Genomic DNA, 20,646 nt, shown 5'->3' with positions numbered 1-20,646 from the left:
AAAAGGAAAGGAAGATCAGATGAAGAAAAAGAAATGGATGATGATGGCAGTGATGGTGCTTGCACTTACGATGATGTTTGGAACTACAGTATATGCGTCAGGAAAAGGGGACGTGGCAGGAGCAATCGAGGGTACATGGCAGGATGCCTCCGCACAGATCAAGACAGTAGTCAATAAGGTGGTGTTCCCGGCAATCGACCTGATACTTGCCGTATTCTTCTTTGCAAAGCTGGGTACTGCATACTTTGATTACCGAAAACACGGGCAGTTTGAATGGGCGGCACCCGCAATCCTGTTTGCGTGTCTGGTGTTTACGCTGACGGCACCGACCTATATCTGGAAAATCCTTGGCATATAGGGGATGGTGAGAAAGAAGGTGTCAGATGTTTATATTTGATTTTGTTGCGGAAACCGTACTAGACCAGATCATCGACTGGCTGTATGGGAAGATCGTTGGATTTCTCAATGATTTTTTTGCAATGATGAACAATATGGGGGTGGAATTGTTTGACCTGCCGTGGGTGAATGCAATTACCACTTTTTTTAGTTGGCTTGGCTGGGCATTGTTTGTGGTAGGGCTGGTGGTCGGAGCTTTTGAATGTGCCATAGAGTATCAGGGAGGAAGGGGCAGTATCAAGGATACTGCCCTAAACTATGTCAAGGGATTTATGGCGGTCAGCCTGTTTTCCATTCTTCCGGTCAACTTATACTCCCTAAGTGTGTCGCTGCAGAGTTCCTTCGGATCGGCATTATCCGGCATTACAGATGCGGAAAGCATCGGGATGACTGCACAGCAGGTGCTTATGTCAGCCGCCATGCCGGGAGTGGGGAATCCGATCCTGCAGATATTCTGTGCCGTGATGATGGGGTATGCCGTGATAAAAGTGTTCTTCGGAAATCTGAAAAGGGGAGGCATCCTGCTCATACAGATCGCAGTCGGAAGCCTTTATATGTTTTCTGTTCCGAGAGGATATATTGACGGTTTTACCCAGTGGTGCAAGCAGGTCATTGGAATCTGTCTCACCGCGTTTTTGCAGTCCACAATGCTCACGGCAGGACTCATGATCTTCAAGGACCACCCACTGCTTGGCCTGGGTGTCATGCAATCCTCCACAGAGGTGCCGAGGATTGCCGGACAGTTCGGACTGGACACCAGCACAAAGGCAAACCTGATGAGCGGAGTCTATGCAGCGCAGACAGCCATCAACATTTCAAAAACGGTTGTCAAGGCAGTGGCAGCATAAGGCGGTGAAGGGATGGAGAAAAAGCTGGGGAGTCTGTTCGATGGAATCGGGGGATTTCCATTGGCAGCAAAAAGAAATGGCATACGGCCTGTGTGGGCGAGTGAGATAGAAAAGTTTCCCATGGCAGTTACCATGTATCGGTTCCCGGAGATGAAACACATGGGAGACATTACAAAATTGCATGGGGAAAACCTCCCGGTTGTGGATGTGATAGCCGGGGGTTCGCCATGTCAGGACTTATCCATTGCCGGGAGACGTGCAGGACTTGCGGGGATGCGTTCCGGTCTCTTTTTAGAGCAGGTACGCATCATAAAAGAAATGCGCAGGCAGGAGGAAAGGAGGAAAAATAGCAGTGGAAGGAGAGCAGATGTCCCTGTTCGACCTCGGTATATGGTCTGGGAAAATGTGCCGGGAGCCTTCTCAAGCGGAGAACCAAAAGGAGCAGATTTTAAGAGAGTCCTCGAAGAAGTCTGTGGTATATCGGAGGAGTCCGTATCTTTACCTGGACCGCCGGATGGGGCATGGACTCCTGCCGGGATTATTCTGGGACAGGAATTCTCTGTTGCTTGGAGGGTACTGGACGCTCAATTTTGGGGAGTCCCCCAGAGACGCCGAAGAATCTTCCTTGTCGCAGATTTTGGAGGCCACAGTGCCGGAGAGATATTATTTGAGTCCGAAAGCGTGTGGAGGCATTATCAGGAGAGCAGGGAACAGAGGGAAAAAGCTGCCGCCGATCTTGGAGGCGGCACTTTTGATGCAGGCACAGGAGCCGACATCGTGTGTCTGATGGATCAGGGAGGACAGCGGATGGATGTGTACCGGAACCTTATCGGTACACTTCTGGCACACAGTTCAAGCACACCGCCCATTATCATGGCGAGCAGTCAGGCAAATGCAGAAATCGGGATCGGATACTGTCCGACCATTACAGCAGCGGCAGGGATGGCAGGCAATAACCAGCCGATCCTGTTTGACAACCACGGACCGGACACCCGCTACAGTGGACCGGTGAAAGTGGCACAGACCATTACTTCTGCACTGGGGACGGGAGGCAACAATACGCCGCTTGCTGTTCATGGAGAACCCTACTGCATCGCCGGCAATGTCATCAACCGTCAGGATAAAAACGGGGGAAACGGCTGCGGCTATCAGCAGGGAGTCAGTTATACGCTGACAACAGAGGACAGGCACTGTGTGGCATACACGGATGACCTGCGGAGAAAAAAACGTGTGAGAAAACTCATACCGCTTGAGTGTGAAAGACTTATGGGTTTCCCGGACCACTGGACGGACATTCCGGGAGCAAGTGACAGTGTCCGGTACCGGGCATTGGGAAACAGCGTGGCAGTGCCGTGTGTGGAATATATCCTCTGCGGCATTGCTTATTTTTTAGAAAGACAGGAGGGAGAACGGGATGTACATATACCCGGATAATCTGAAATCGAAAGCGAGCATGTGGCTGTGGGAGTTAAAAGACCTTGCAGTGACAGGAATCATCGTACTGGTATCCGTGTTTGCATTTGCCTATGCAAAACTGTGGTTCCCGATGGTGATAGCAGGCGTATACGCATTTTTAACGATACAGGTGGAGGATACCACCATCTTAAAATTTATCCGCTATGCATGTGCGTATTTTTTGGTGGAACAGCAGCATTATGAATGGAGGTATACCGCAAATGAAACGGAAGAATGAACAGTCCACAAGGGAGCTGATGGGGACAAAAGAACTGTCGGATTACAGCATCCGCACCTACCGGAAGGATGAGCTGGTCTATTTTCTGATCCAGCCGAGCAACCTGTCCGTGTTGTCGGAGGAGAGCCTTTCCGCAAGAATCTATGGGCTCATGACGGTCTTAAAAGGCATCACGGAAATCGAGATGATGTGCTTAAATTCCCGTGAAAACTTTGAGGACAACAAAAGATATTTAAAGAACCGCGCGGAGGAAGAAACCAACCCGACTGTGCGGAAACTGCTGGAACTGGATGCAGGACACCTTGACCGGATGCAGGTGCAGATGGCAACGGCAAGGGAGTTTTTACTGATTATCCGGCTGAGAAACCAGAAGGAGAATGAAGTGTTCTCTTACTTAAACCGTATCGAAAAAATGCTGGTGGAACAGGGATTTACATCCAAAAGAGCGGATGAGGAGGACATGAAGAGGATACTGGCTGTTTACTTTGAACAGAATGTCACAACGGAAAAATTTGAAGAATTTGATGGGGAGAGGTGGATCATTTTAAATGAATAACAACAGAAAGAAAAAACACAGACACAGACACCGGGGGAAGAGAGGCTTAAGAGTTTCCTTGACATGATCGCACCGTCCGTCATCCAGTTTTACACGGATCATTATATCTGCGGAAATACGTTCCGCAGTGTCTGGGCACTCAGGGAATATCCGACTGCAACGGATGAGCAGGCAATCCTGCGCCACCTTGGGGAAAAGGATGGCGTGACACTGCGTATCTATACCAGACAGGTCACACCGGCAGAGGAGAAAAAAATCATCAGCAATGCGGCAAACAAGAACCGCATGAAACAGGGGAATACAGAAAATTTACAGGAGACAGTCACGGCAGCGAGCAACCTGCAGGATGTGACCAACATCATTGCGACCATGCACCGCAACAGGGAGCCGTTGCTGCATACGGCTGTGTATCTGGAGTTATCCGCAGCGGACATGGATAAGTTGAAGCTGTTGCAGACCGAAGTGTTGACAGAACTCATCCGTTCCAAACTGAACGTGGATAAGCTGCTGCTGCGCCAGAAGCAGGGGTTTTTATGTGTGCATCCGGCTGGCAGGAATGTCTTTCTGGAACAGTTTGAACGTGCGCTTCCGGCTTCGAGTGTGGCGAACCTGTTCCCGTTCAACTACTCCGGCAAGACCGATAAGAACGGATTTTATATCGGGAGGGATAAGTTTGGAAGCAATGTCATTGTAGATTTCAACCAGAGAGCGGATGACAAGACCAATGCCAATATCCTCATCCTTGGAAACTCCGGGCAGGGAAAATCCTACCTGTTAAAACTGATACAGACCATCCTGCGGGAGTCCGGGATGAAAGTTATCTGCCTGGACCCGGAGCATGAATATGTGGATTTGACCGGAAATCTGGGAGGCTGTTTTGTGGATTTGATGAGCGGGGAGTATATCATCAATGTGTTAGAACCCAAAACATGGGATGAAAACGGCAGCCCGGAAGATACAGAGGCACCCTATGCGTTCCGCTGTTCCTCAAAATTAAGCCAGCATATTTCCTTCTTAAAAGACTTTTTCCGAAGCTATAAGAATTTTACGGACAGCCAGCTTGACACGATAGAGATCATGTTAGCGAAACTTTATGAGAAGTGGAACATAGGGGATGATACGGACTTTGGCAGGCTTACGTCAAAGGATTACCCGATCCTGTCTGACCTTTACGATCTGATGGAGGAGGAATATAAGCATTACGATGTGAAGAAGAAACAACTGTATACCGCAGAGCTTCTGCAGGAAATCTGTCTTGGACTTCACTCCATGTGTAAGGGAGCGGAGTCCAAAATTTTTTAACGGACATACAAACATCACGGACAGCAGTTTTCTGACTTTCGGTGTCAAGGGACTGCTTCAGGCGAGCAAAAATGTGAAGGATGCCATGCTGTTTAATGTGCTTTCCTACATGTCAAATGAACTTCTGACCAATGGGCATACGGCAGCCTGCATCGATGAGTTTTTATCTGTTCCTTACCAACCTGACCGCCGTGGAATATATCCGAAACTTTATGAAACGTGTGCGTAAAAGGACAGTGCCGTCATCCTTGCCAGCCAGAATCTGGAGGACTTCAATATTGATGGAATCCGGGAGTATACGAAACCGCTGTTTTCCATTCCAACCCATGTATTTCTGTTCAATGCGGGAAACATCGATTCCAGATTTTATATCGATACCTTGCAGCTTGAGCAGAGCGAATACAACCTGATCCGTTATCCGCAGAGGGGCGTGTGCCTCTATAAATGCGGCAATGAACGTTACAACCTCATGGTACATGCACCGGAGTACAAGGAGAAACTGTTCGGAAGTGCCGGAGGACGATAAGACAGGGGGAAAAGGAAGGAGGGATGCCAGATTATGGACATGAGGGAGCAGAAATTCGGCATTGAGATCGAGATGACAGGTATTACCAGACAGCGTGCTGCGGAGGTCATGGCAGCCTATTTTTCCTCTGAGGCCAGCTATGACGGTGGAAGCTATGAAGTGTACAGTGTCAGGGATGCGGCAGGCCGTAGGTGGAAAGTCATGTATGATTCCAGCATTGAGGCGCAGAAAAAAGGCGGCGGTTATGCGGGGAGTGAGTACAAGGTAGAATTTGTTTCCCCCATCTGTGAATATGCGGATATCCCTGTCATACAGGAACTCATCCGGCAGCTCCGGCATGCAGGTGCAGTGGCAGGAAAGAATACAGGCATCCATGTGCATATCAACGCGGCACCCCATGATGCAAGGACACTGCGGAACATCACCAACATCATGTACAGCAAGGAAGATTTGATCTATAAGGCACTTCAGGTAGATGTAGAGAGGGAGCATCGTTACTGCCAGAAGGTGGAAGAGGACTTTTTGCAGGAACTGAACCGGAAGAAACCAAAGAGTCTGGAGGAAGTGAGCAGGATCTGGTACAAGGGGGTTGATGGAAGGCACAGGCATTACCATGAAAGCCGTTACCACTGTCTGAATCTGCACAGCGTGTTCCAGAAGGGAACGATTGAGTTTCGTCTGTTTAACTCCACTACCCATGCAGGAAAAATAAAGGCATATATCCAGCTCTGCCTTGCCATTTCTGCGCAGGCATTGAACCAGAAATGTGCCAGCCGGATCAAGACTGCCAGCACCAACGAAAAATATACATTCCGTACCTGGCTGTTAAGGCTGGGAATGATCGGGGATGAATTTAAGACGGCGCGGAAGTTTCTTCTGGAAAATCTGGAGGGCGGCATTGCATGGAAGGATCCGGAACAGGCTGTGAGACAGAAGGAAAGACTGCGTGCGATGAAAGAAAAGAAAGAACTGGAAATCGGACATGCACAGCAGGCAGACAGCATGGAAGAAGAGGTGCCGGAGGATGCACAGGGAATGAACATGACCATGTAAAAACAAAACGCAGAGAAAGGAAACAAGAATATGAACATGACAGGAAGAAGATATATTGCATATGGCTCGAACTTAAACCGGGGGCAGATGGCACTGCGCTGCCCCGATGCAAAGGTGGTAGGAACCGGGGAAATCAAGGACTATGAGCTGTTGTTCCGTGGAAACAGAAACGGGGCGGTAGCCACGGTGGAGCCGAAAAAAGGGGAGAGTGTGCCGGTGTTGATCTGGGAGATCAGTCCGAGAGATGAGTTTAACCTGGACCGTTATGAGGGATATCCGAGACTGTATGGAAAAGAAATGCTGGAAGTGGAGATGGATGGAAAACGGGAGAAAATGATGGCATATACCATGACGGATGGGTATGCCATGGGAGTCCCTTCGGAACATTACCTTGCTACCATCCGCACCGGATATCAGGAGGCAGGATTTGATGAGGATGTTCTGATGGCAGGTGTTGAAAAGAGCAGGGAGCGCATGAAACAGGAGATGGAAGCAGAGAGAATGGAGGAAGCACCATGGAGCCAGCAACTGCCGCTCTGATCGCAAGGGCAGCCATAGCAGCCGGGACCAATAAAAAAGTGTGGACAGGGATTGCCTCTGTACTGGCAGCCCTGTGCCTTCCGGTCATCCTTGCCGTCATGTGCTACATCAGCATTGCCTCCGGCGGAACAGAACATAACCGGGCGGCAGTGCATCTGGCATTCGATGGAGGGGAGGCACCGGATGGAATGCCTGCAGATTATCAGGCTTATGTCCGCCAGATGCAGGAAAGTTTTGCAGAGCTGGATGCCATATTAGATGACATTGATGGCATGACAGAAGGGGAACTGTGCGACAGGTATCTGGTCAAATCCGTTTTTTATTCTCTGTATTTCGGCGCAGACCGGGTACGGCTTGAGACGGATGATTATAAAAAATTTGCAGACTGTTTTGTGGATTATGAGGAACGGACACAAAACGCAGAGCAGGAGGACGGGACAGTCACGCTGGAAAAATATACCGTGGCAGTTGCCATTGGGGATAAGACAAAAATCTTCCAAAAACTTGCATCCGACTATGGAGTTACCGCAACTTATGAACAACAGTCCAATGCAGTCAATGTGTGGTATGTGGCAAAGTATGACACAGCGGCCCCTACAGAGGGGGATGAATTTTCCGACTGGAGCGGCTGGAACGGGGCAGGGGATATCCCTGTGTATGATCTGCCGACCAATGGGAATGGAAGTGATATCGTACAGCTTGCATTATCGAGACTGGGGCATCCGTACTCGCAGGCACTCCGCGGAACCGGGAATTATGTCGACTGCAGTTACCTGACACTGTGGTGCTACAGACAGATAGGAATCTCCCTGCCGGGAACGGCGGCAGAGCAGGGAAGATATATGGTGGAGCATAACCTGACGGTTGCAAAGGAATCACTGCAGCCGGGGGACCTTGTGTTCTGGAGCCACAAACCAAACGGAAGATACATGAACATCACGCATGTGGGAATCTATGCCGGGGATGGCATGGTCGTGGATGCGTCCTATTCCAAAGGGAAGGTGGTGTATCGTCCCCTGTTTGACAACGATAAGCAGGTACTGTATGGCAGACCGCAGTAAATTTTTTGATGCCGCAGGCATCTGTTTTCCGCCAGAAAATAGAAATGAAGGAGGAGCGATATGGCAGAAAAAGAAATAAAAATCACATTTGCCGGGGAGAAACTGGAGGCATTAAGTTTCTTTCTGGCAGAGCAGGGAGGAAAAACCGTGGAGGAGCTGTTGAAGAGCCATCTCGATAAATCTTATGAGAAAAATGTTCCTGCACAGGTCAGAAAATTTGTGGAGAGCAGGATGGAAACTCTACAGGAGACAGCAAATCAGGAGCAGGAATCCCAGAGAACGGGAGGCACAAGACAGCAGAGAGCATCCGGCAGGCGGAGCAGGGAGACACAGAATCAGGAAGAGCAGCCGAGAGAGCCGGTGCTGGAAACTGTGGAAGAGACAGCAGAAAATACGATGAGCATGGGAATGTGAGGCGGATAAGTGAACGGATATGAAGAGAAAATAAAAGACCGTCTGTTTCTGGAAGTGTGCAATGCGGCAGGCAGAGAGGAATGGGACGGACTGGCGCATCAGCAGAAGGAAAACCTCATGCTGGTATGCCGTCTCAGCGGGTATGACGAAAAGTTTCAGAGGGACTGCGGACTTGTCACCAGAGAGCAGATGGAGCATTGGGGGATAGAAGAAGAGGTGCTTTTTCAGGATGCATGGGCAAATATGTTTGCAAAACGTCCGCCGCTCCTTATGGATTTTGAGGATGCCTACGGGCATCACTATGACCAGAATATCCTTTCGATGGAGAAAAAACCGGAGAGAATCTGGAGGACGGATGCCGACTTTTATGTCCTTACCAACAACATGGATCATGGGGCGGTGTACATGATGGACGAGGCAACGCTGCAAAAATCAGCAGAAAAGCTGGATGGAAATCTGATCGTCCTTCCGGCATCCATCCACGATGTGTATCTCATGGTGGAGCGGGAAGGTCTTGACATGGAACGGCTGAGGAATGGGGTATATGGAGCAAACAGGGCGTTCCCGGAGGCAGACTATCTGTCCGATGAGATTTACCGATATGACAGAGATACGCACAGGCTGTCAGTCATACCGGGGAGCGTGCAGGAAGAGCAGGCAGGAATGGTGCTTTCTTAAGAGAGTGTTTTTCTGAAAACATTTCAACTGGGAGTTTATGGGAAGGAGGAACTATGAGAGCAGTATTTTCCAGAAAAGAGCCGAAGATAGAGGCGAAAGAATTCTGTGTGGAAAAGGTCATCATGCTTCCGGCTGGGGAGTATGAATCTTTTACCAATCATCTGATGCACAGGCATGATTTTATCAGGGAAAATGTGGATTTCATGTATGAAAAAGATGGGGTGCGGCACTGTCTTTTAGTAACCGGAGAGGGCATGGAGGAAGGTGTTCTGGTGGAGAGCGAAGGGTCATCTTACGCCAGATACTTTGCCTTTGTGCCATCGGTAAGCGGCATTTTGGAACAGGAGCAGGCAGTGAAGGAAACACAGACGCTGTCCATGATAAAGGAAAGCGGACAGGAAGAGCAGGCAGGAATGGTGCTTTCTTAAGGGTGTGTTTTTCTGAAAATGATTTCAACTGAGAGTTTAAATTTGGAGGTAAAGAGATGAAACAGGCAGTCGTTACGATCAAATATGATGAGGAAAAGTTAAATGCTGTGAAACAGTACATGGGAAAAAAGGACGCGGATTTTGATGCGGAACTGAAGGAAGTCCTTGGAAAAATGTACGAAAAATATGTACCGCAGGCAGTCCGTGAGTACATTGAAAGCAGAGGGGATGTGCCGCCTGCAATCAAAAAGGCAAACCGCCAGCAGGGCAAAAACAGTGTGGCATCCGGCAGTGCTGCGGAGAATGAGTAGGGAACGGAGGAAGCATGGACAAGATAAAGATTCTGAAAGTAGAGCCGGGGAAACCTCCCTGTGTGAAGGAGATTGCGAATGACTTTAAGGCAAGTCAGGCAGAGGTGGAGGGAGACATTGAGTGCGTTGGTTTTGGAGATGGATGTGTGGCAGTAATCAACGCTGAAGGAAAACTAAATGGAATGCAGCCGAACCGCAGGAATGGTGATGACATCATCTGCGGTCCATTTTTTATCTGTGGGGATAGCCCGGACGGTGATTTCATTTCCCTGACGGAGCAGCAGATCGAGAAATATACCAGACGATTTGGAGAGATTGAGCAGTTTACAGGGCAGGAACCGGAACTGGAGCCACATATGACCATCCTCGCTTTTTAAGAAAGTGACAGGACAATGGAAAGGAAACGGCACAGACACCGCCGTGTGAGCCTGCGTGTGGCAACGTGTGCCGTTATTCTGCAAAACTGGATAAAGTGACCGATTAAGCTATATTCTGCCCTGTATGAGCCGATTTGGAGAAAATAACAGAAAACCCGGAGTGCGGAGGCATCCAAGACTCCGAAAATGGGGATGAAACGGGGCTGTAAAACAGGGTCGAAAATAGTGCAGGTTAAAGGGGTTATGCCGCTTTGGGGCGGCCTAACCCGTGAAACACCCACCGGCAGAGCCGTTGGGGGATTTGTGGTATGGCATAACTTTTTTGAAGATTTGGAAGAAGTTATGCTAATTTTTATTATTTTCAAGAATTGAAAGGCATTGAAGGAACTTAAATTTATGCCTTCCGCAAAAATGCTTGCAGGCAGAAGAAAAAAGGAAAGGAATTGAGTAGTCCCGTGGGGTAAGGTGCGCACCACTACCGGTATGGGACTATGAAAGTTTTGGAATTATTTGCAGGAACACGGAGTATCGGGAAAGCCTTTGAGAGTAGAGGGCATGAAGTATTCAGTGTGGAGTGGTCCAAGGACTTTGAGAACATTGATTTGTATGAGGACATTAATAAGGTAACCGCAGAGGATATCATAAGACTTTTTGGAAAGCCGGATGTTATCTGGGCAAGTCCGGACTGCTCCACATTCAGTATTGCTGCAATCAGTCATCACAGAAGAAAAAATCCGGATACCGGAAGTCTGGAGCCGGTCAGTACCTATGCAAAATTTTGTGATATGGTGGACCAGCATGTGCTGAAACTCATTGAAGAGTTACAGCCAAGGTATTATTTTATTGAAAATCCCAGAGGCGGTATGCGGAAGATGGAATGGATGAAAGGTCTGTCAAGATACACCGTGACATATTGTCAGTATGGTGACAATCGGATGAAACCGACTGACATCTGGACGAATCACCCTGATCCAAAATTTTTGCCGATGTGTCATAATGGAGATTCGTGTCATGTGGCAGCTCCAAGGGGAAGCAAGACTGGGACGCAGGGATTAAAAGGTGCCAGAGAAAGAAGTGTGATACCGCAGAAGTTGTGTGAACACATTGTAGATATCTGCGAAGAGTAATTTATGAAGGAGGATGAGAGTGGCAAGCGAAGGAAAAGTAAGGAGAGGATTTTATATTGAGGAAGACTTGCTGGAGCAGGTGGATGGATTGTTGGAGCAGGCAGATGTGAAATCAAGAAATGAATTTTTGAATCAGGCATTAAAATTTTATATCGGCTATCTGACATCAGAGAAAATCGAAAACTATATGCTTTCCACTATCTCATCAGTGATGCATTCCACAGTGAAGGATAGCGAGAACCGAATGGCTCGTGCGATGTATAAGCTGGCAGTGGAAACATCAAAGCTGTCCCATGTGATTGCATATAGTCATGGAGTGGATGAAGAGGCCCTAAGGAAACTACAGGCAAAGTGTGCAGAGGAAGTGAAACGTATTAATGGAACAGTTAGTTTTGAGAGTGCCTACGAATATCAAAAAGGGTAGTCATGGAGCTTAGTGGTGTGATATTATTGTGAATATAGCATATTTTGATTTTCATGTTGGAGTTTGATGGATAGTAAAATAAGATTTAACTGATTTAGGTATGATTGACATAGGGAGAAAAATAATATGAGTAATGTACGTTGGGAATCTCCATTTCCGTATTCATTAGCATTTAATTTGTTTAAGCAACATTTTGAGGAAATAAATCGTTCATATTGGGCTTTTGTTCCAGCAGCAAATACCATCAAATCATTTGCAAAGAAGAGTTTGCTTGATGATAATGCTGACCCGAAAAAGTTTTTTTGATTCCAGATGAAGAGGATCGTAGGATGGCTCCTACATATGGCGAGTGGAAAACTGATTTTTCGGAATATGTAAATTACTCAAGGTTGAATATTATTATGCTTTTAAGTTCATGTTTTGAAACATATTTAAGGACGGTGGTTTCTCTTTCTTTTGAGTCAAAACCAGGAGTGATTATTAATTGCCAAGATGCTGTTGACGGCGCAGCACTGCTAAAAAGAGATATTATGTATGGTAACATGAATGATAAATCGTATCGTTTTGGTGAAGTGATTGAGGAAGTGTGTCGCGGGGAATGGGCAAACCGTTTTTGTGCATTTCAAAAATATTTTGGCAAGTTACCACCTCAATTATTAGATTTATCTAAGGATTTAGATGAACTTAGAGTTACTAGGAATAATTTAGGACATTATTTTGGAAGAAGAAAGGATGTATATAGTGCTCCAATCGATTTCGAGCCGATAGAAACTACAAGAATATCACATGAACGGATTTTAAAATATTTCAAATTGATTTACTCGGCTGCAAAAATGATAGATGGCTATTTACACAAAAACATCATTGGCTCCTATGATATTATAAAAAATATTTCTTTTCACTGTCAAATGGTGAGATATTAACTGACCCTTATAATCCAGATGCGTATCAATTACGAAAACTATTGGGTAGACATGATCTTACAAGGGTTGGTAAGAAATACTATGATGAGTTAGTAACATATTGCGAGACAAATTATGTTGAGAGTGAAACAGATTGTATATTTACAAGGAAAAGATGCGTTAAAGAGATTAATAGAAGGTTAAAAGAATCAGGCACTAAGTTACTTTATAATGGACAGGTAGTTCCGTTTGATCCGTTGTCGTTTAAACTTCTTTTAATAAAAGATAATCTTTATGACAAAGACAATTATTCTGAAAGAAAAATAGGCAACAATCGTCAAGTGCAATATTTACATTCATTGGCTTTAATTGATTATGTTACAAAAAAACTAGAATCCAATTCTAATTCTATTATGGAAAAATTGAAGGAAGAAAAGTAATAATGCCAAAATTAATTTTACGTTGCAACTATCTCAAGAATGCCCCTCCTTCACATCTTGCCAATTACATGAATTATATCAGCACCCGTGAAGGTGTGGAGAAGATAGACAATACTTGCGGTTTGCTTCCGGCTACGGTCAAGCAAAAGGAACTGATAGCAGATATTTTGTCAAAGATAGAAGATGCAGACCGCATGCATGAGTATTATGATTATCTCCAGAGGCCGACAAGGGAGAATGCGACAGAGTTTATCACGCAGGCATTGGAAAATAATCTGGATATCATAGCCAAGAAGAAAAATTACATAGATTACCTTGCAAACAGACCAAGAGTAGAAAAAATAGGTACTCATGGTCTGTTTTCTAATGAGGGGGAGTCTATTGTGCTGTCCCGTGTGGCAGAGGAGGTGGCAAATCATCCGGGAGTGATATGGACCAATGTCATTAGCCTGCGGAGAGAGGATGCCGAAAGGTTTGGATATGACAGTGCTGCACAGTGGCAGGCACTGCTACGGAGCAGGGTGGAACTTCTGTGTGAAAACTATAAGATAGACAGCAGAAACCTCAAATGGTATGCAGCATTCCATAACGAGTCCCATCATCCTCATGTACATCTGGTGGTATACTCCACAAATCCATCGGAAGGTTATCTATCGCCAAAAGGTATCGACACCATGAGGTCTACCTATGCCCATGACATTTTCCGTCAGGAGTTTATGAGTATTTATGAAAAGAGAACACAGCAAAGGGAACAGTTGAAAGAGCAGGCAAATAAAAGTCTGCTTTTTTTAGTGCAGCAAATGCAAAGTGGTATCTGTCACCATGAAAAAATTGCAGAACAGATGAAAGTGTTATCCAAACGATTGATGAATACCAGTGGCAAAAAGGTATACGGATATCTGAAAGCAGATGTAAAGGCAATCGTCAATGGTATTGTGGATGAACTGGCAAAGGAAGAGAAAGTGGCAGAGTGCTACAAACAATGGCTAGAGAGCAAAAGTGAGATACTGCATTATTACAAGGATGCAGATGCAGAGCAGCTTCCGTTGTCAGAGCAGAAGGAATTAAAAAGCATCAAAAACATGGTCATCAGGGAAGCAGTCCGATACGGAGAAGGGTATCTTTATACAGAGGACGAGGGACTGGAAGATTTGGAAACCGAAAGGGAAGAAATGGATGCAGATGATTCTGAAGTGTCAGAAGATATGGCGGAAGTTCTAGCAGATTATTCTGATGCGGAGCCGGAAACGGAAGAACCGGACAGTCAGGAGTTTTATGCCAAGTGGACGGATGCTTATAAAGAAGCGAGGGAATATCTGTATGGCACATCGGAGATGGAGCCGGATGAGGAGGCTGCCTATGAAATCATGAAAGAGGAGGCAGAGCAGGGAAATGCCTATGCAATGGCAGACATGGGTAAGATGTATGCACAGGGCATTTTTGTGGAAGCAGACAAGGCGAAAGCACAGGAGTGGTATGAAAAGTCCCTAAAGGCAATGCTTATCGTGGAAGGCAGAAAAGAAAACACTTATCTGGAATACCGTATCGGAAAAATGTATCAGTATGGCTTGGGAACTGAGGAGAATCTGCCGGAGGCAGCCAAGTGGTTTGGGATGGCATCAAGTAAAGAGCATAAGTACGCCTTATATTCCCTTGGCATGTTGTATCTGCATGGCAAAGGTGTGGAGCAGGACGAAGAGAAAGCCTGTCAGTTGTTTCAGCGTTCCCATAAAAAGGGCAATCCTTACGCATCCTTTGAATTGGGAAAACTGTATGAAGCTGGAAGAGGAAGCGAGAGGAATACGGATCTGGCGGGGAAGTGCTACCGGGTAGCGTTTCTTGGTTTCTTAAATCTGGAAAAGAAGTCCAGGGATGATACCTTATGGTACCGAATTGGAACCATGTATTTGCAAGGAGTTGGTACTGAAGCAGATGAAAAGGAAGCCGAAAAGTATCTCCGTAAGTCTGCGGATTATGGAAATACCCATGCAGCCTATCAATTGGCAAAGCTGTACATCCGTCAGGAAACGGAGAAACGAAAAACGAACCCGGAAGAAATACCGGACTATGAAAAAATTAGACAGGCATTTAAATGGCTGACAGCAGCTTCCGAGCAGGGCAATTCTTTTGCTGATTATGCCCTTGGAAAACTGTATGCGGATGGGGAACTGACAGCAAAGGATATGGAAAAGGCATTCTATCATTTACACAGAGCAGCAGATGCAGATAATGTCTATGCGTGGTACAAGTTGGGCAGATTGTATCTGTCGGATGAGTATAAGAACATCGGCAGGGCAGTCCATTATCTAAAACTGGCAGCAAATCAGAAAAATGAATTTGCATTATACCGGCTTGGGAAGTTATATCTTGCAGGGGAGGAGGTGGCAAAAAATGTAGAACTTGCCATACGGTATCTGGAAGAGTCAGCCGGCGTGGGAAATCAGTATGCACAGTATGTCCTTGGCAAGGTGTATATGATGGAAAAAGAGGTAGAGCAGGATAAGGAAAAAGCATACGAATATTTCAGATTGGCAGCGGAGCAGGGAAATGTGTACGCTGTTTATTTTTTGGAACACTGGAATGATATGCCCCATCCGGATTTACTACTAATGGCAACCAGACTCATGCATCATCTGGAAAATATACTAAAGGACGATGTTTCCGGAAAGAAAGGAGACAGACGAACTGGAATGGATCGTAAGCTGGCTAGAAAGATAAGACAAAAGAAAATCGCACAAGGTCATGCAAGAGATGACAGGGAAGAAATGGTACAGACACAGTAAAGGAGGAGCAGATTGGGAGATTTCATTTATTTTACAGAGGAGCAGAAGGAAAGAGCCAATGCAGTACCCATCATGGATATTTTGAAACGGGAGCATGAAGAAGTGGAACGCTCCGGAAATGAATGGAGATGGAAGCGGCATGGTAGTGTGACGTTCCGTGGAAACCGCTGGTACAGACACAGCCAACAGATGGGAAGCCATGCTATTGATTTCATGCAGGAGTTCTTTGGGATGTCTTATCCGGAGGCAGTTACCTATTTGTTAGATGGGGAAACCGGACAGGTCATTCATGGAGGAAGTCCGCCGAGGGAAACAACAGGCAAGAAATCAGTACGTCCCAAGGAAGAGAAAACCACAGAAGAAAAAGAACCGAAAGTATTAATACCGCCGGAAAAGAACGATACCATGAAAAGAGTATATGCCTATCTGATGCAGAAAAGGCATATCAGTAGGGAGGTGCTGTCCTTTTTTGCCAGACAGGGAACACTGTATGAATCGGCCGGGCATCACAACGCTGTATTTGTCGGAGTGGATAAGGAAGGGAATGCACGCCACATACATAAAAAGGGTACTTGTTCGGATGGCAGGAGCTTCCGCATGAACGAGGATGGTTCGGACTCTTCCTATGGGTTCGGTTATGTCGGAGCAGGAAATAAGCTGTATGTGTTTGAGGCACCCATTGACTTTCTATCATTTCTGACGTTGTACCCTGTAAACTGGCAGGAGAACAGTTATATTGTCTTAAACGGAGTTTCAGAACATGCCATGCTGCAGATGTTAAAGGATTATGCGAATCTGGATACGGTTGTGTTGTGCCTGGACCATGATCCGGCAGGCATAGAAGCCTGTGGAAGACTGGCAGAGATTTTGGTGCAGAATGGATACAGGCAGATTAAGAATTTAAAATCCACCTGCAAGGACTGGAATGAAGATTTAAAACTTCTGCATGGGGAAGAGGTAATCCCAGCACAGGAGCATCCAAAGATTTTGGAATGCGATGCATGGATGGAAATACTAAAGCAGGTCACAGACAGTGTGGATATCAAATATGCCACCAAGGAAAATGTGTGCCGGTATTATCAGGACATTTATAATGCACTGAAGAAAGGAAACGGAAAAGAACATCTGGAAGATGCTTTCGATGGCGGGGGAATGCTTTTAACCGGGGTGCTGGTTCGATGCATGGAGAAAACAGGCAGGGAACTTGGCAGGGAAACAAGTGCAGATGAAATACTGGATAACCTGCATAAGCGATACCGACCACATAGGGATAAGGGGAACTACAATACAAGGCTTCGGAACATGCAGAAAGCCTTTGAGGAACTGATGGAGGTATTTGACAAAGAGGATTTGTCCTTAAAAGAGAATAAAGAAGAATTTGTGAAGAAGTCTATGAGCCTGACGATGGAATGCATCAAGGCTCATATTTTTTTTGCAACAGAATATGAAGAACCCATACAAAGGAAGGAGATGAGGATGGAATGCAGCCAGCCGTGATGTTATTGGTGTCAGGGGTAATTATGTTTTCCGTGATTGAAGGACTTTCCCTGCTGGCACATTATTATACGCTCAATGGAATCAAGAGTAAGACCGTAGGAGATGGCCAGCACGGTACCGCCCGGTTTGCTACCAAGAAGGAAATTGAAGAAACCTATGTGGAAGTAGCCTATGAGCCGGAGAAGTGGAGGAAAGGAGAAAACCTGCCGACAGCACAGGGACTTGTGCTTGGGAGCATTGAAAGGGCAGGAAAGTTATATGCCCTTGTGGATACCGGGGATGTGCATTGTCTGATGATTGGAGCAGCAGGTGTGGGTAAGACAGCACATTTTCTCTATCCCAACATCGAATATGCCTGTGCCTGCGGAATGAGTTTTCTGACTACGGATACCAAGGGTGACCTTTATAGAAACTATGCAGGAATTGCCAAGAAATATTATGGATACCAGACAGCAGTGATTGACTTAAGAAACCCTACCAGAAGTGATGGCGATAATATGCTCCACTTGGTAAACAAGTACATGGATGAGTATCTGGCTGACCATAATAACTTAAGTGCCAAGGCAAAAGCAGAAAAATATGCAAAGATTACTGCCAAGACCATCATATCCTCCGGGGGAGCCGACAGTGCCAGCTACGGACAAAACGCATTCTTTTATGATGCCGCAGAAGGTGTACTGACCGCAGTTATTTTGTTAATAGCAGAATTTTGTCCCAAGGAGAAACGACACATCATCAGTGTGTTTAAACTGATTCAGGATTTACTGGCGCCATCCAAGGTAAAAGGAAGAAATCAGTTTCAGTTACTGATGGCCAAACTTCCGGATACCCATAAGGCGAAATGGTTTGCCGGGGCAGCTTTGAATACCGCAGAGCAGTCCATGCAGTCTGTTCTTTCCACAGCACTCTCCAGACTAAACTCTTTCCTCGATTCTGAACTGGAGCAGATACTGTGCTTTGATACCGCTATTGATGCTGAAATGTTTTGTAAGCAGAAGACAGCGGTATTTTTAGTGATGCCGGAAGAAGACAACACCAAGTATTTTATTATCTCTCTGATTTTGCAGCAACTCTATAGGGAAATCCTTGTGGTGGCAGATGAGAATGGAGGGAAGTTAGACAACCGTGTGGTTTTCTATTGGGATGAGGTCGGAACCATACCAAAGATTGAGAGTGCGGAGATGATGCTCTCTGCATCCCGTTCCAGAAGGGTAGGTATCGTACCCATGATACAGTCCTTTGCACAGCTTAATAAGAACTACGGAAAAGAAGGGGCAGAGATTATCATCGATAACTGCCAGGATACCATCTTCGGTGGATTTGCACCAAACTCGGAATCCGCAGAGGTACTGTCCAAGAGCCTTGGAAACAAGACGGTCATGTCCGGCTCCATCAGCAGGGGAAAGAATGATCCGAGTCAGTCCCTCCAGATGATACAAAGACCATTAATGACACCTGATGAATTAAAGTCCCTGCCAAAAGGAAACTTTATCGTGTCCAAGACAGGCAGCCATCCCATGAGGACCAAGCTGAAACTGTTCCTAAAGTGGGGGATTATCTTCGAGGAACCATACGAGATTGAGGAAAAGTCAGCAAGAAAGGTAGCCTATGCAGACAAGCAGGAGATTGAAGAAGAGATTATCCGCAGATATATGTGTTGTGTGGATGAGGAGCCGGAAAGTACGGAACAGGGCACTGCGTCCAGAAGCGGTGGTATGCTGCAGTCTCAGATGAATGAAACGGTGACAAAGGTAAGACAGGCTCTTAGAACAGAGGATTAGGTGATTAGTTGAGCAAAAAAGAAATATATGAAACAGAACTGCCCCATAGGGCTGTGGCGGTATATTTGTACTTAAAGGATCGTGCGAATAAGGAAGGCACCTGCTACCCGGCAATCGGTACCATTGCAAGGGAACTGCATCTGTCTGTCAGCACCGTGAAACGTGCCATCAGCGATCTGGAGGAGAACGGATTTATACGCAAGAAACAGCGCTGGCGTGATAATGGTGGAAGAAGTAGTCTGCTGTTTGAAATCATAAGGTAAGCACAAAGGGGATACTGCGCTGGTCAGGTGGACTATGGTATGGTTCACCATGGCCTGTGCAGGGAACTTTTCAATTTAAGGATTAAGACAGAGAAAATGGAATTTGGTATTATTTGATGTAGTAATAGTTAATAAAAGAAATAAGTGTTATGATAAGTTTTAATATGAGAAGTAAATAATAACCATTATAACCTTTATGCAATGGTGTGATATTGAGGAGAGATTATTAGATGGACAAATACGAGGAGTTGATAGCTGTTTTTTCAGAGACACTTAAGCAATCAAGGGATTATCATATTGCCTATATGTACCAAGTGGGCTATGTATCTGTACTCGGATTGTATGAAAGAGATAGTACACAGAACAACTCAATGAAAATTGATGAGGTTTTTCATTCTCCGGAAGAAATGGCGGACAGTTTGCTGCGTAATTGGCGCTGGCAATGGTTTTATAAGAATAGAAAGCTGTTAGGCTGTCAAGATTTCGAAAATATTTGTAATCTTGACAATAAAATCCCAGACTTGCTTCAGGAAGAATACAGACAAAGTATACAAATCCTTCAGAATAAAATCCATATTGCTTTACAGGTGGAAAATTAAGACTGTTTATAAGCAATGTGTCCGATAAAAGAGGTTATACATATAAAAGCAAATACAATTGCCTGAAGAAACAAATATCTTGTATTTCTGGTTATGGCGAAAATAACTGCAAGCAGAAAACTGAATAATAAGGTGAAATGTGTTCTTCGGATAAAAATACGGTTTTCCTGTGAGTCAACTTCCCTGTTTGGATGATCTACAGGTCCTATGATTAAAACTATAATGGCACAAAACACGTACAGCATAAAGGAAATAGGAATCGGGATAGTAAGGTATTTCACAATAAGCAGGGTAGTAGTTAGTATCAAGCAGGAGCCGATAAAACAGGAAAAATAGGTTTTTAAATGCAAGCCGCCGCTGAATGAACGCATTGGAATAAACAATAGGAAGAAAACAGGCATTCGGAAAACATATGCAGCAACAAGGCAATCACAATACTGCAAATTGTGCTGGCAGAAACTTCTAAAAAGCATTGAAAGCCATATTGGTATATTTCGTAATTTTTTTTATCAATAATTCCCTTTTTAAAGATATAGTTCGTTAATACAATAGATAAATGTTCCATAACAGAGGTCTCCTTTAATAATCTTATAGTATAAAACAAAGAAAGAGGAAAAACGGGTAGTTGTAGAAAATAGGAAAATGCA

General features: G+C 45.5%; 23 protein-coding genes and 2 pseudogenes. 24 read left to right on the top strand and 1 reads right to left on the bottom strand.

Going from position 1 to position 20,646, the window contains the following annotated elements:
• Positions 1-19: 19 nt before the first annotated feature.
• The 24 genes and pseudogenes from ROSEINA2194_RS05620 to ROSEINA2194_RS05500 all read left to right on the top strand — a co-directional run bounded on the left by ROSEINA2194_RS05620 (position 20) and on the right by ROSEINA2194_RS05500 (position 19,999).
• Positions 20-358 (top strand): DUF3852 domain-containing protein, encoded by a 339-nt coding sequence (locus ROSEINA2194_RS05620; RefSeq protein ID WP_006857287.1) that lies wholly within the window; start codon positions 20-22, stop codon positions 356-358.
• Between the two features lie 25 nt (positions 359-383).
• Complete coding sequence (locus ROSEINA2194_RS05615) at positions 384-1,244, top strand: conjugal transfer protein TrbL family protein (RefSeq protein ID WP_007884368.1); 861 nt, start codon at positions 384-386, stop codon at positions 1,242-1,244.
• Between the two features lie 12 nt (positions 1,245-1,256).
• Complete coding sequence (locus tag ROSEINA2194_RS05610) at positions 1,257-2,678, top strand: DNA cytosine methyltransferase (RefSeq protein ID WP_007884367.1); 1,422 nt, start codon at positions 1,257-1,259, stop codon at positions 2,676-2,678.
• On the top strand, positions 2,659-2,937 hold the full coding sequence (locus tag ROSEINA2194_RS05605; protein WP_007884366.1) for a hypothetical protein: 279 nt from the start codon (positions 2,659-2,661) through the stop codon (positions 2,935-2,937). Before ROSEINA2194_RS05610 ends, ROSEINA2194_RS05605 begins: the two co-directional genes overlap by 20 nt.
• Positions 2,921-3,493: a hypothetical protein gene (locus ROSEINA2194_RS05600; RefSeq protein ID WP_006857291.1), complete on the top strand. Its 573-nt coding sequence runs from the start codon at positions 2,921-2,923 to the stop codon at positions 3,491-3,493. Before ROSEINA2194_RS05605 ends, ROSEINA2194_RS05600 begins: the two co-directional genes overlap by 17 nt.
• Positions 3,486-5,321 (top strand): annotated as a pseudogene (locus tag ROSEINA2194_RS05595) (VirB4 family type IV secretion system protein). The gene ROSEINA2194_RS05600 and the pseudogene ROSEINA2194_RS05595 overlap by 8 nt, the downstream one beginning before the upstream one ends.
• A gap of 33 nt (positions 5,322-5,354) precedes the next feature.
• A complete protein-coding gene (locus ROSEINA2194_RS05590) occupies positions 5,355-6,374 on the top strand; it encodes an amidoligase family protein (protein ID WP_007884361.1) in 1,020 nt (339 codons plus the stop codon).
• 30 nt (positions 6,375-6,404) lie between these two features.
• Positions 6,405-6,914 (top strand): gamma-glutamylcyclotransferase family protein, encoded by a 510-nt coding sequence (locus ROSEINA2194_RS05585; protein WP_007884358.1) that lies wholly within the window; start codon positions 6,405-6,407, stop codon positions 6,912-6,914.
• Positions 6,890-7,975 (top strand): C40 family peptidase, encoded by a 1,086-nt coding sequence (locus ROSEINA2194_RS05580; RefSeq protein ID WP_007884357.1) that lies wholly within the window; start codon positions 6,890-6,892, stop codon positions 7,973-7,975. Before ROSEINA2194_RS05585 ends, ROSEINA2194_RS05580 begins: the two co-directional genes overlap by 25 nt.
• A gap of 60 nt (positions 7,976-8,035) precedes the next feature.
• On the top strand, positions 8,036-8,389 hold the full coding sequence (locus tag ROSEINA2194_RS05575) for a DUF6103 family protein (RefSeq protein WP_007884354.1): 354 nt from the start codon (positions 8,036-8,038) through the stop codon (positions 8,387-8,389).
• Between the two features lie 9 nt (positions 8,390-8,398).
• Positions 8,399-9,067 (top strand): DUF5688 family protein, encoded by a 669-nt coding sequence (locus ROSEINA2194_RS05570; RefSeq protein ID WP_007884352.1) that lies wholly within the window; start codon positions 8,399-8,401, stop codon positions 9,065-9,067.
• A 53-nt stretch (positions 9,068-9,120) separates the two neighbouring features.
• Positions 9,121-9,495 (top strand): DUF6329 domain-containing protein, encoded by a 375-nt coding sequence (locus ROSEINA2194_RS05565; protein WP_007884350.1) that lies wholly within the window; start codon positions 9,121-9,123, stop codon positions 9,493-9,495.
• Between the two features lie 56 nt (positions 9,496-9,551).
• Positions 9,552-9,806, top strand: a complete 255-nt coding sequence (locus ROSEINA2194_RS05560) for a DUF6103 family protein (protein ID WP_006857299.1) — start codon at positions 9,552-9,554, stop codon at positions 9,804-9,806.
• Between the two features lie 14 nt (positions 9,807-9,820).
• Positions 9,821-10,183, top strand: a complete 363-nt coding sequence (locus tag ROSEINA2194_RS05555; RefSeq protein WP_007884345.1) for a DUF3846 domain-containing protein — start codon at positions 9,821-9,823, stop codon at positions 10,181-10,183.
• A 491-nt stretch (positions 10,184-10,674) separates the two neighbouring features.
• On the top strand, positions 10,675-11,310 hold the full coding sequence (locus tag ROSEINA2194_RS05545; protein ID WP_007884343.1) for a DNA cytosine methyltransferase: 636 nt from the start codon (positions 10,675-10,677) through the stop codon (positions 11,308-11,310).
• A gap of 13 nt (positions 11,311-11,323) precedes the next feature.
• Entirely contained in the window at positions 11,324-11,734 is a 411-nt protein-coding gene (locus ROSEINA2194_RS05540) for a hypothetical protein (RefSeq protein WP_007884341.1), read from the top strand.
• Positions 11,735-11,860: 126 nt separating this feature from the next.
• Complete coding sequence (locus ROSEINA2194_RS05535) at positions 11,861-12,040, top strand: hypothetical protein (protein ID WP_007884339.1); 180 nt, start codon at positions 11,861-11,863, stop codon at positions 12,038-12,040.
• A gap of 23 nt (positions 12,041-12,063) precedes the next feature.
• Positions 12,064-12,657 (top strand): hypothetical protein, encoded by a 594-nt coding sequence (locus ROSEINA2194_RS05530; protein WP_044927294.1) that lies wholly within the window; start codon positions 12,064-12,066, stop codon positions 12,655-12,657.
• Between the two features lie 41 nt (positions 12,658-12,698).
• Positions 12,699-13,076, top strand: coding sequence for a hypothetical protein (locus tag ROSEINA2194_RS05525; RefSeq protein ID WP_007884335.1), 378 nt, complete (start codon positions 12,699-12,701; stop codon positions 13,074-13,076).
• 2 nt (positions 13,077-13,078) lie between these two features.
• A complete protein-coding gene (mobP3, locus tag ROSEINA2194_RS05520) occupies positions 13,079-15,859 on the top strand; it encodes a MobP3 family relaxase (protein ID WP_044927292.1) in 2,781 nt (926 codons plus the stop codon).
• A gap of 12 nt (positions 15,860-15,871) precedes the next feature.
• On the top strand, positions 15,872-17,356 hold the full coding sequence (locus ROSEINA2194_RS05515; protein WP_007884333.1) for a DUF3991 and toprim domain-containing protein: 1,485 nt from the start codon (positions 15,872-15,874) through the stop codon (positions 17,354-17,356).
• On the top strand, positions 17,341-19,137 hold the full coding sequence (locus ROSEINA2194_RS05510; protein ID WP_044927290.1) for a VirD4-like conjugal transfer protein, CD1115 family: 1,797 nt from the start codon (positions 17,341-17,343) through the stop codon (positions 19,135-19,137). Before ROSEINA2194_RS05515 ends, ROSEINA2194_RS05510 begins: the two co-directional genes overlap by 16 nt.
• 8 nt (positions 19,138-19,145) lie before the next feature.
• Complete coding sequence (locus tag ROSEINA2194_RS05505) at positions 19,146-19,400, top strand: helix-turn-helix domain-containing protein (protein WP_007884331.1); 255 nt, start codon at positions 19,146-19,148, stop codon at positions 19,398-19,400.
• Positions 19,401-19,630: 230 nt separating this feature from the next.
• Positions 19,631-19,999 (top strand): hypothetical protein, encoded by a 369-nt coding sequence (locus ROSEINA2194_RS05500; RefSeq protein ID WP_007884330.1) that lies wholly within the window; start codon positions 19,631-19,633, stop codon positions 19,997-19,999.
• Here ROSEINA2194_RS05500 and ROSEINA2194_RS23760 read toward each other — a convergent pair.
• A pseudogene (locus ROSEINA2194_RS23760) lies at positions 19,996-20,564 on the bottom strand (accessory gene regulator ArgB-like protein). The gene ROSEINA2194_RS05500 and the pseudogene ROSEINA2194_RS23760 overlap by 4 nt on opposite strands.
• Between the last annotated feature and the right edge of the window lie 82 nt (positions 20,565-20,646).

The sequence above is a fragment of the Roseburia inulinivorans DSM 16841 genome (assembly GCF_000174195.1).
Taxonomy (GTDB): Bacteria; Bacillota; Clostridia; order Lachnospirales; family Lachnospiraceae; genus Roseburia; species Roseburia inulinivorans.
Note: the sequence above shows the minus strand (reverse complement) of the source record. Positions and strands in the feature narration are given on the sequence as shown.

Coding starts and splice junctions, on each gene's coding strand:
- ROSEINA2194_RS05620 (WP_006857287.1), top strand. CDS start 20: ATGAAGAAAAAGAAATGGATGATGATGGCAGTGATGGTGCTTGCACTT.
- ROSEINA2194_RS05615 (WP_007884368.1), top strand. CDS start 384: ATGTTTATATTTGATTTTGTTGCGGAAACCGTACTAGACCAGATCATC.
- ROSEINA2194_RS05610 (WP_007884367.1), top strand. CDS start 1,257: ATGGAGAAAAAGCTGGGGAGTCTGTTCGATGGAATCGGGGGATTTCCA.
- ROSEINA2194_RS05605 (WP_007884366.1), top strand. CDS start 2,659: ATGTACATATACCCGGATAATCTGAAATCGAAAGCGAGCATGTGGCTG.
- ROSEINA2194_RS05600 (WP_006857291.1), top strand. CDS start 2,921: ATGAAACGGAAGAATGAACAGTCCACAAGGGAGCTGATGGGGACAAAA.
- ROSEINA2194_RS05590 (WP_007884361.1), top strand. CDS start 5,355: ATGGACATGAGGGAGCAGAAATTCGGCATTGAGATCGAGATGACAGGT.
- ROSEINA2194_RS05585 (WP_007884358.1), top strand. CDS start 6,405: ATGAACATGACAGGAAGAAGATATATTGCATATGGCTCGAACTTAAAC.
- ROSEINA2194_RS05580 (WP_007884357.1), top strand. CDS start 6,890: ATGGAGCCAGCAACTGCCGCTCTGATCGCAAGGGCAGCCATAGCAGCC.
- ROSEINA2194_RS05575 (WP_007884354.1), top strand. CDS start 8,036: ATGGCAGAAAAAGAAATAAAAATCACATTTGCCGGGGAGAAACTGGAG.
- ROSEINA2194_RS05565 (WP_007884350.1), top strand. CDS start 9,121: ATGAGAGCAGTATTTTCCAGAAAAGAGCCGAAGATAGAGGCGAAAGAA.
- ROSEINA2194_RS05560 (WP_006857299.1), top strand. CDS start 9,552: ATGAAACAGGCAGTCGTTACGATCAAATATGATGAGGAAAAGTTAAAT.
- ROSEINA2194_RS05555 (WP_007884345.1), top strand. CDS start 9,821: ATGGACAAGATAAAGATTCTGAAAGTAGAGCCGGGGAAACCTCCCTGT.
- ROSEINA2194_RS05545 (WP_007884343.1), top strand. CDS start 10,675: ATGAAAGTTTTGGAATTATTTGCAGGAACACGGAGTATCGGGAAAGCC.
- ROSEINA2194_RS05540 (WP_007884341.1), top strand. CDS start 11,324: ATGAGAGTGGCAAGCGAAGGAAAAGTAAGGAGAGGATTTTATATTGAG.
- ROSEINA2194_RS05535 (WP_007884339.1), top strand. CDS start 11,861: ATGAGTAATGTACGTTGGGAATCTCCATTTCCGTATTCATTAGCATTT.
- ROSEINA2194_RS05530 (WP_044927294.1), top strand. CDS start 12,064: ATGGCTCCTACATATGGCGAGTGGAAAACTGATTTTTCGGAATATGTA.
- mobP3 (WP_044927292.1), top strand. CDS start 13,079: ATGCCAAAATTAATTTTACGTTGCAACTATCTCAAGAATGCCCCTCCT.
- ROSEINA2194_RS05510 (WP_044927290.1), top strand. CDS start 17,341: ATGCAGCCAGCCGTGATGTTATTGGTGTCAGGGGTAATTATGTTTTCC.
- ROSEINA2194_RS05500 (WP_007884330.1), top strand. CDS start 19,631: ATGGACAAATACGAGGAGTTGATAGCTGTTTTTTCAGAGACACTTAAG.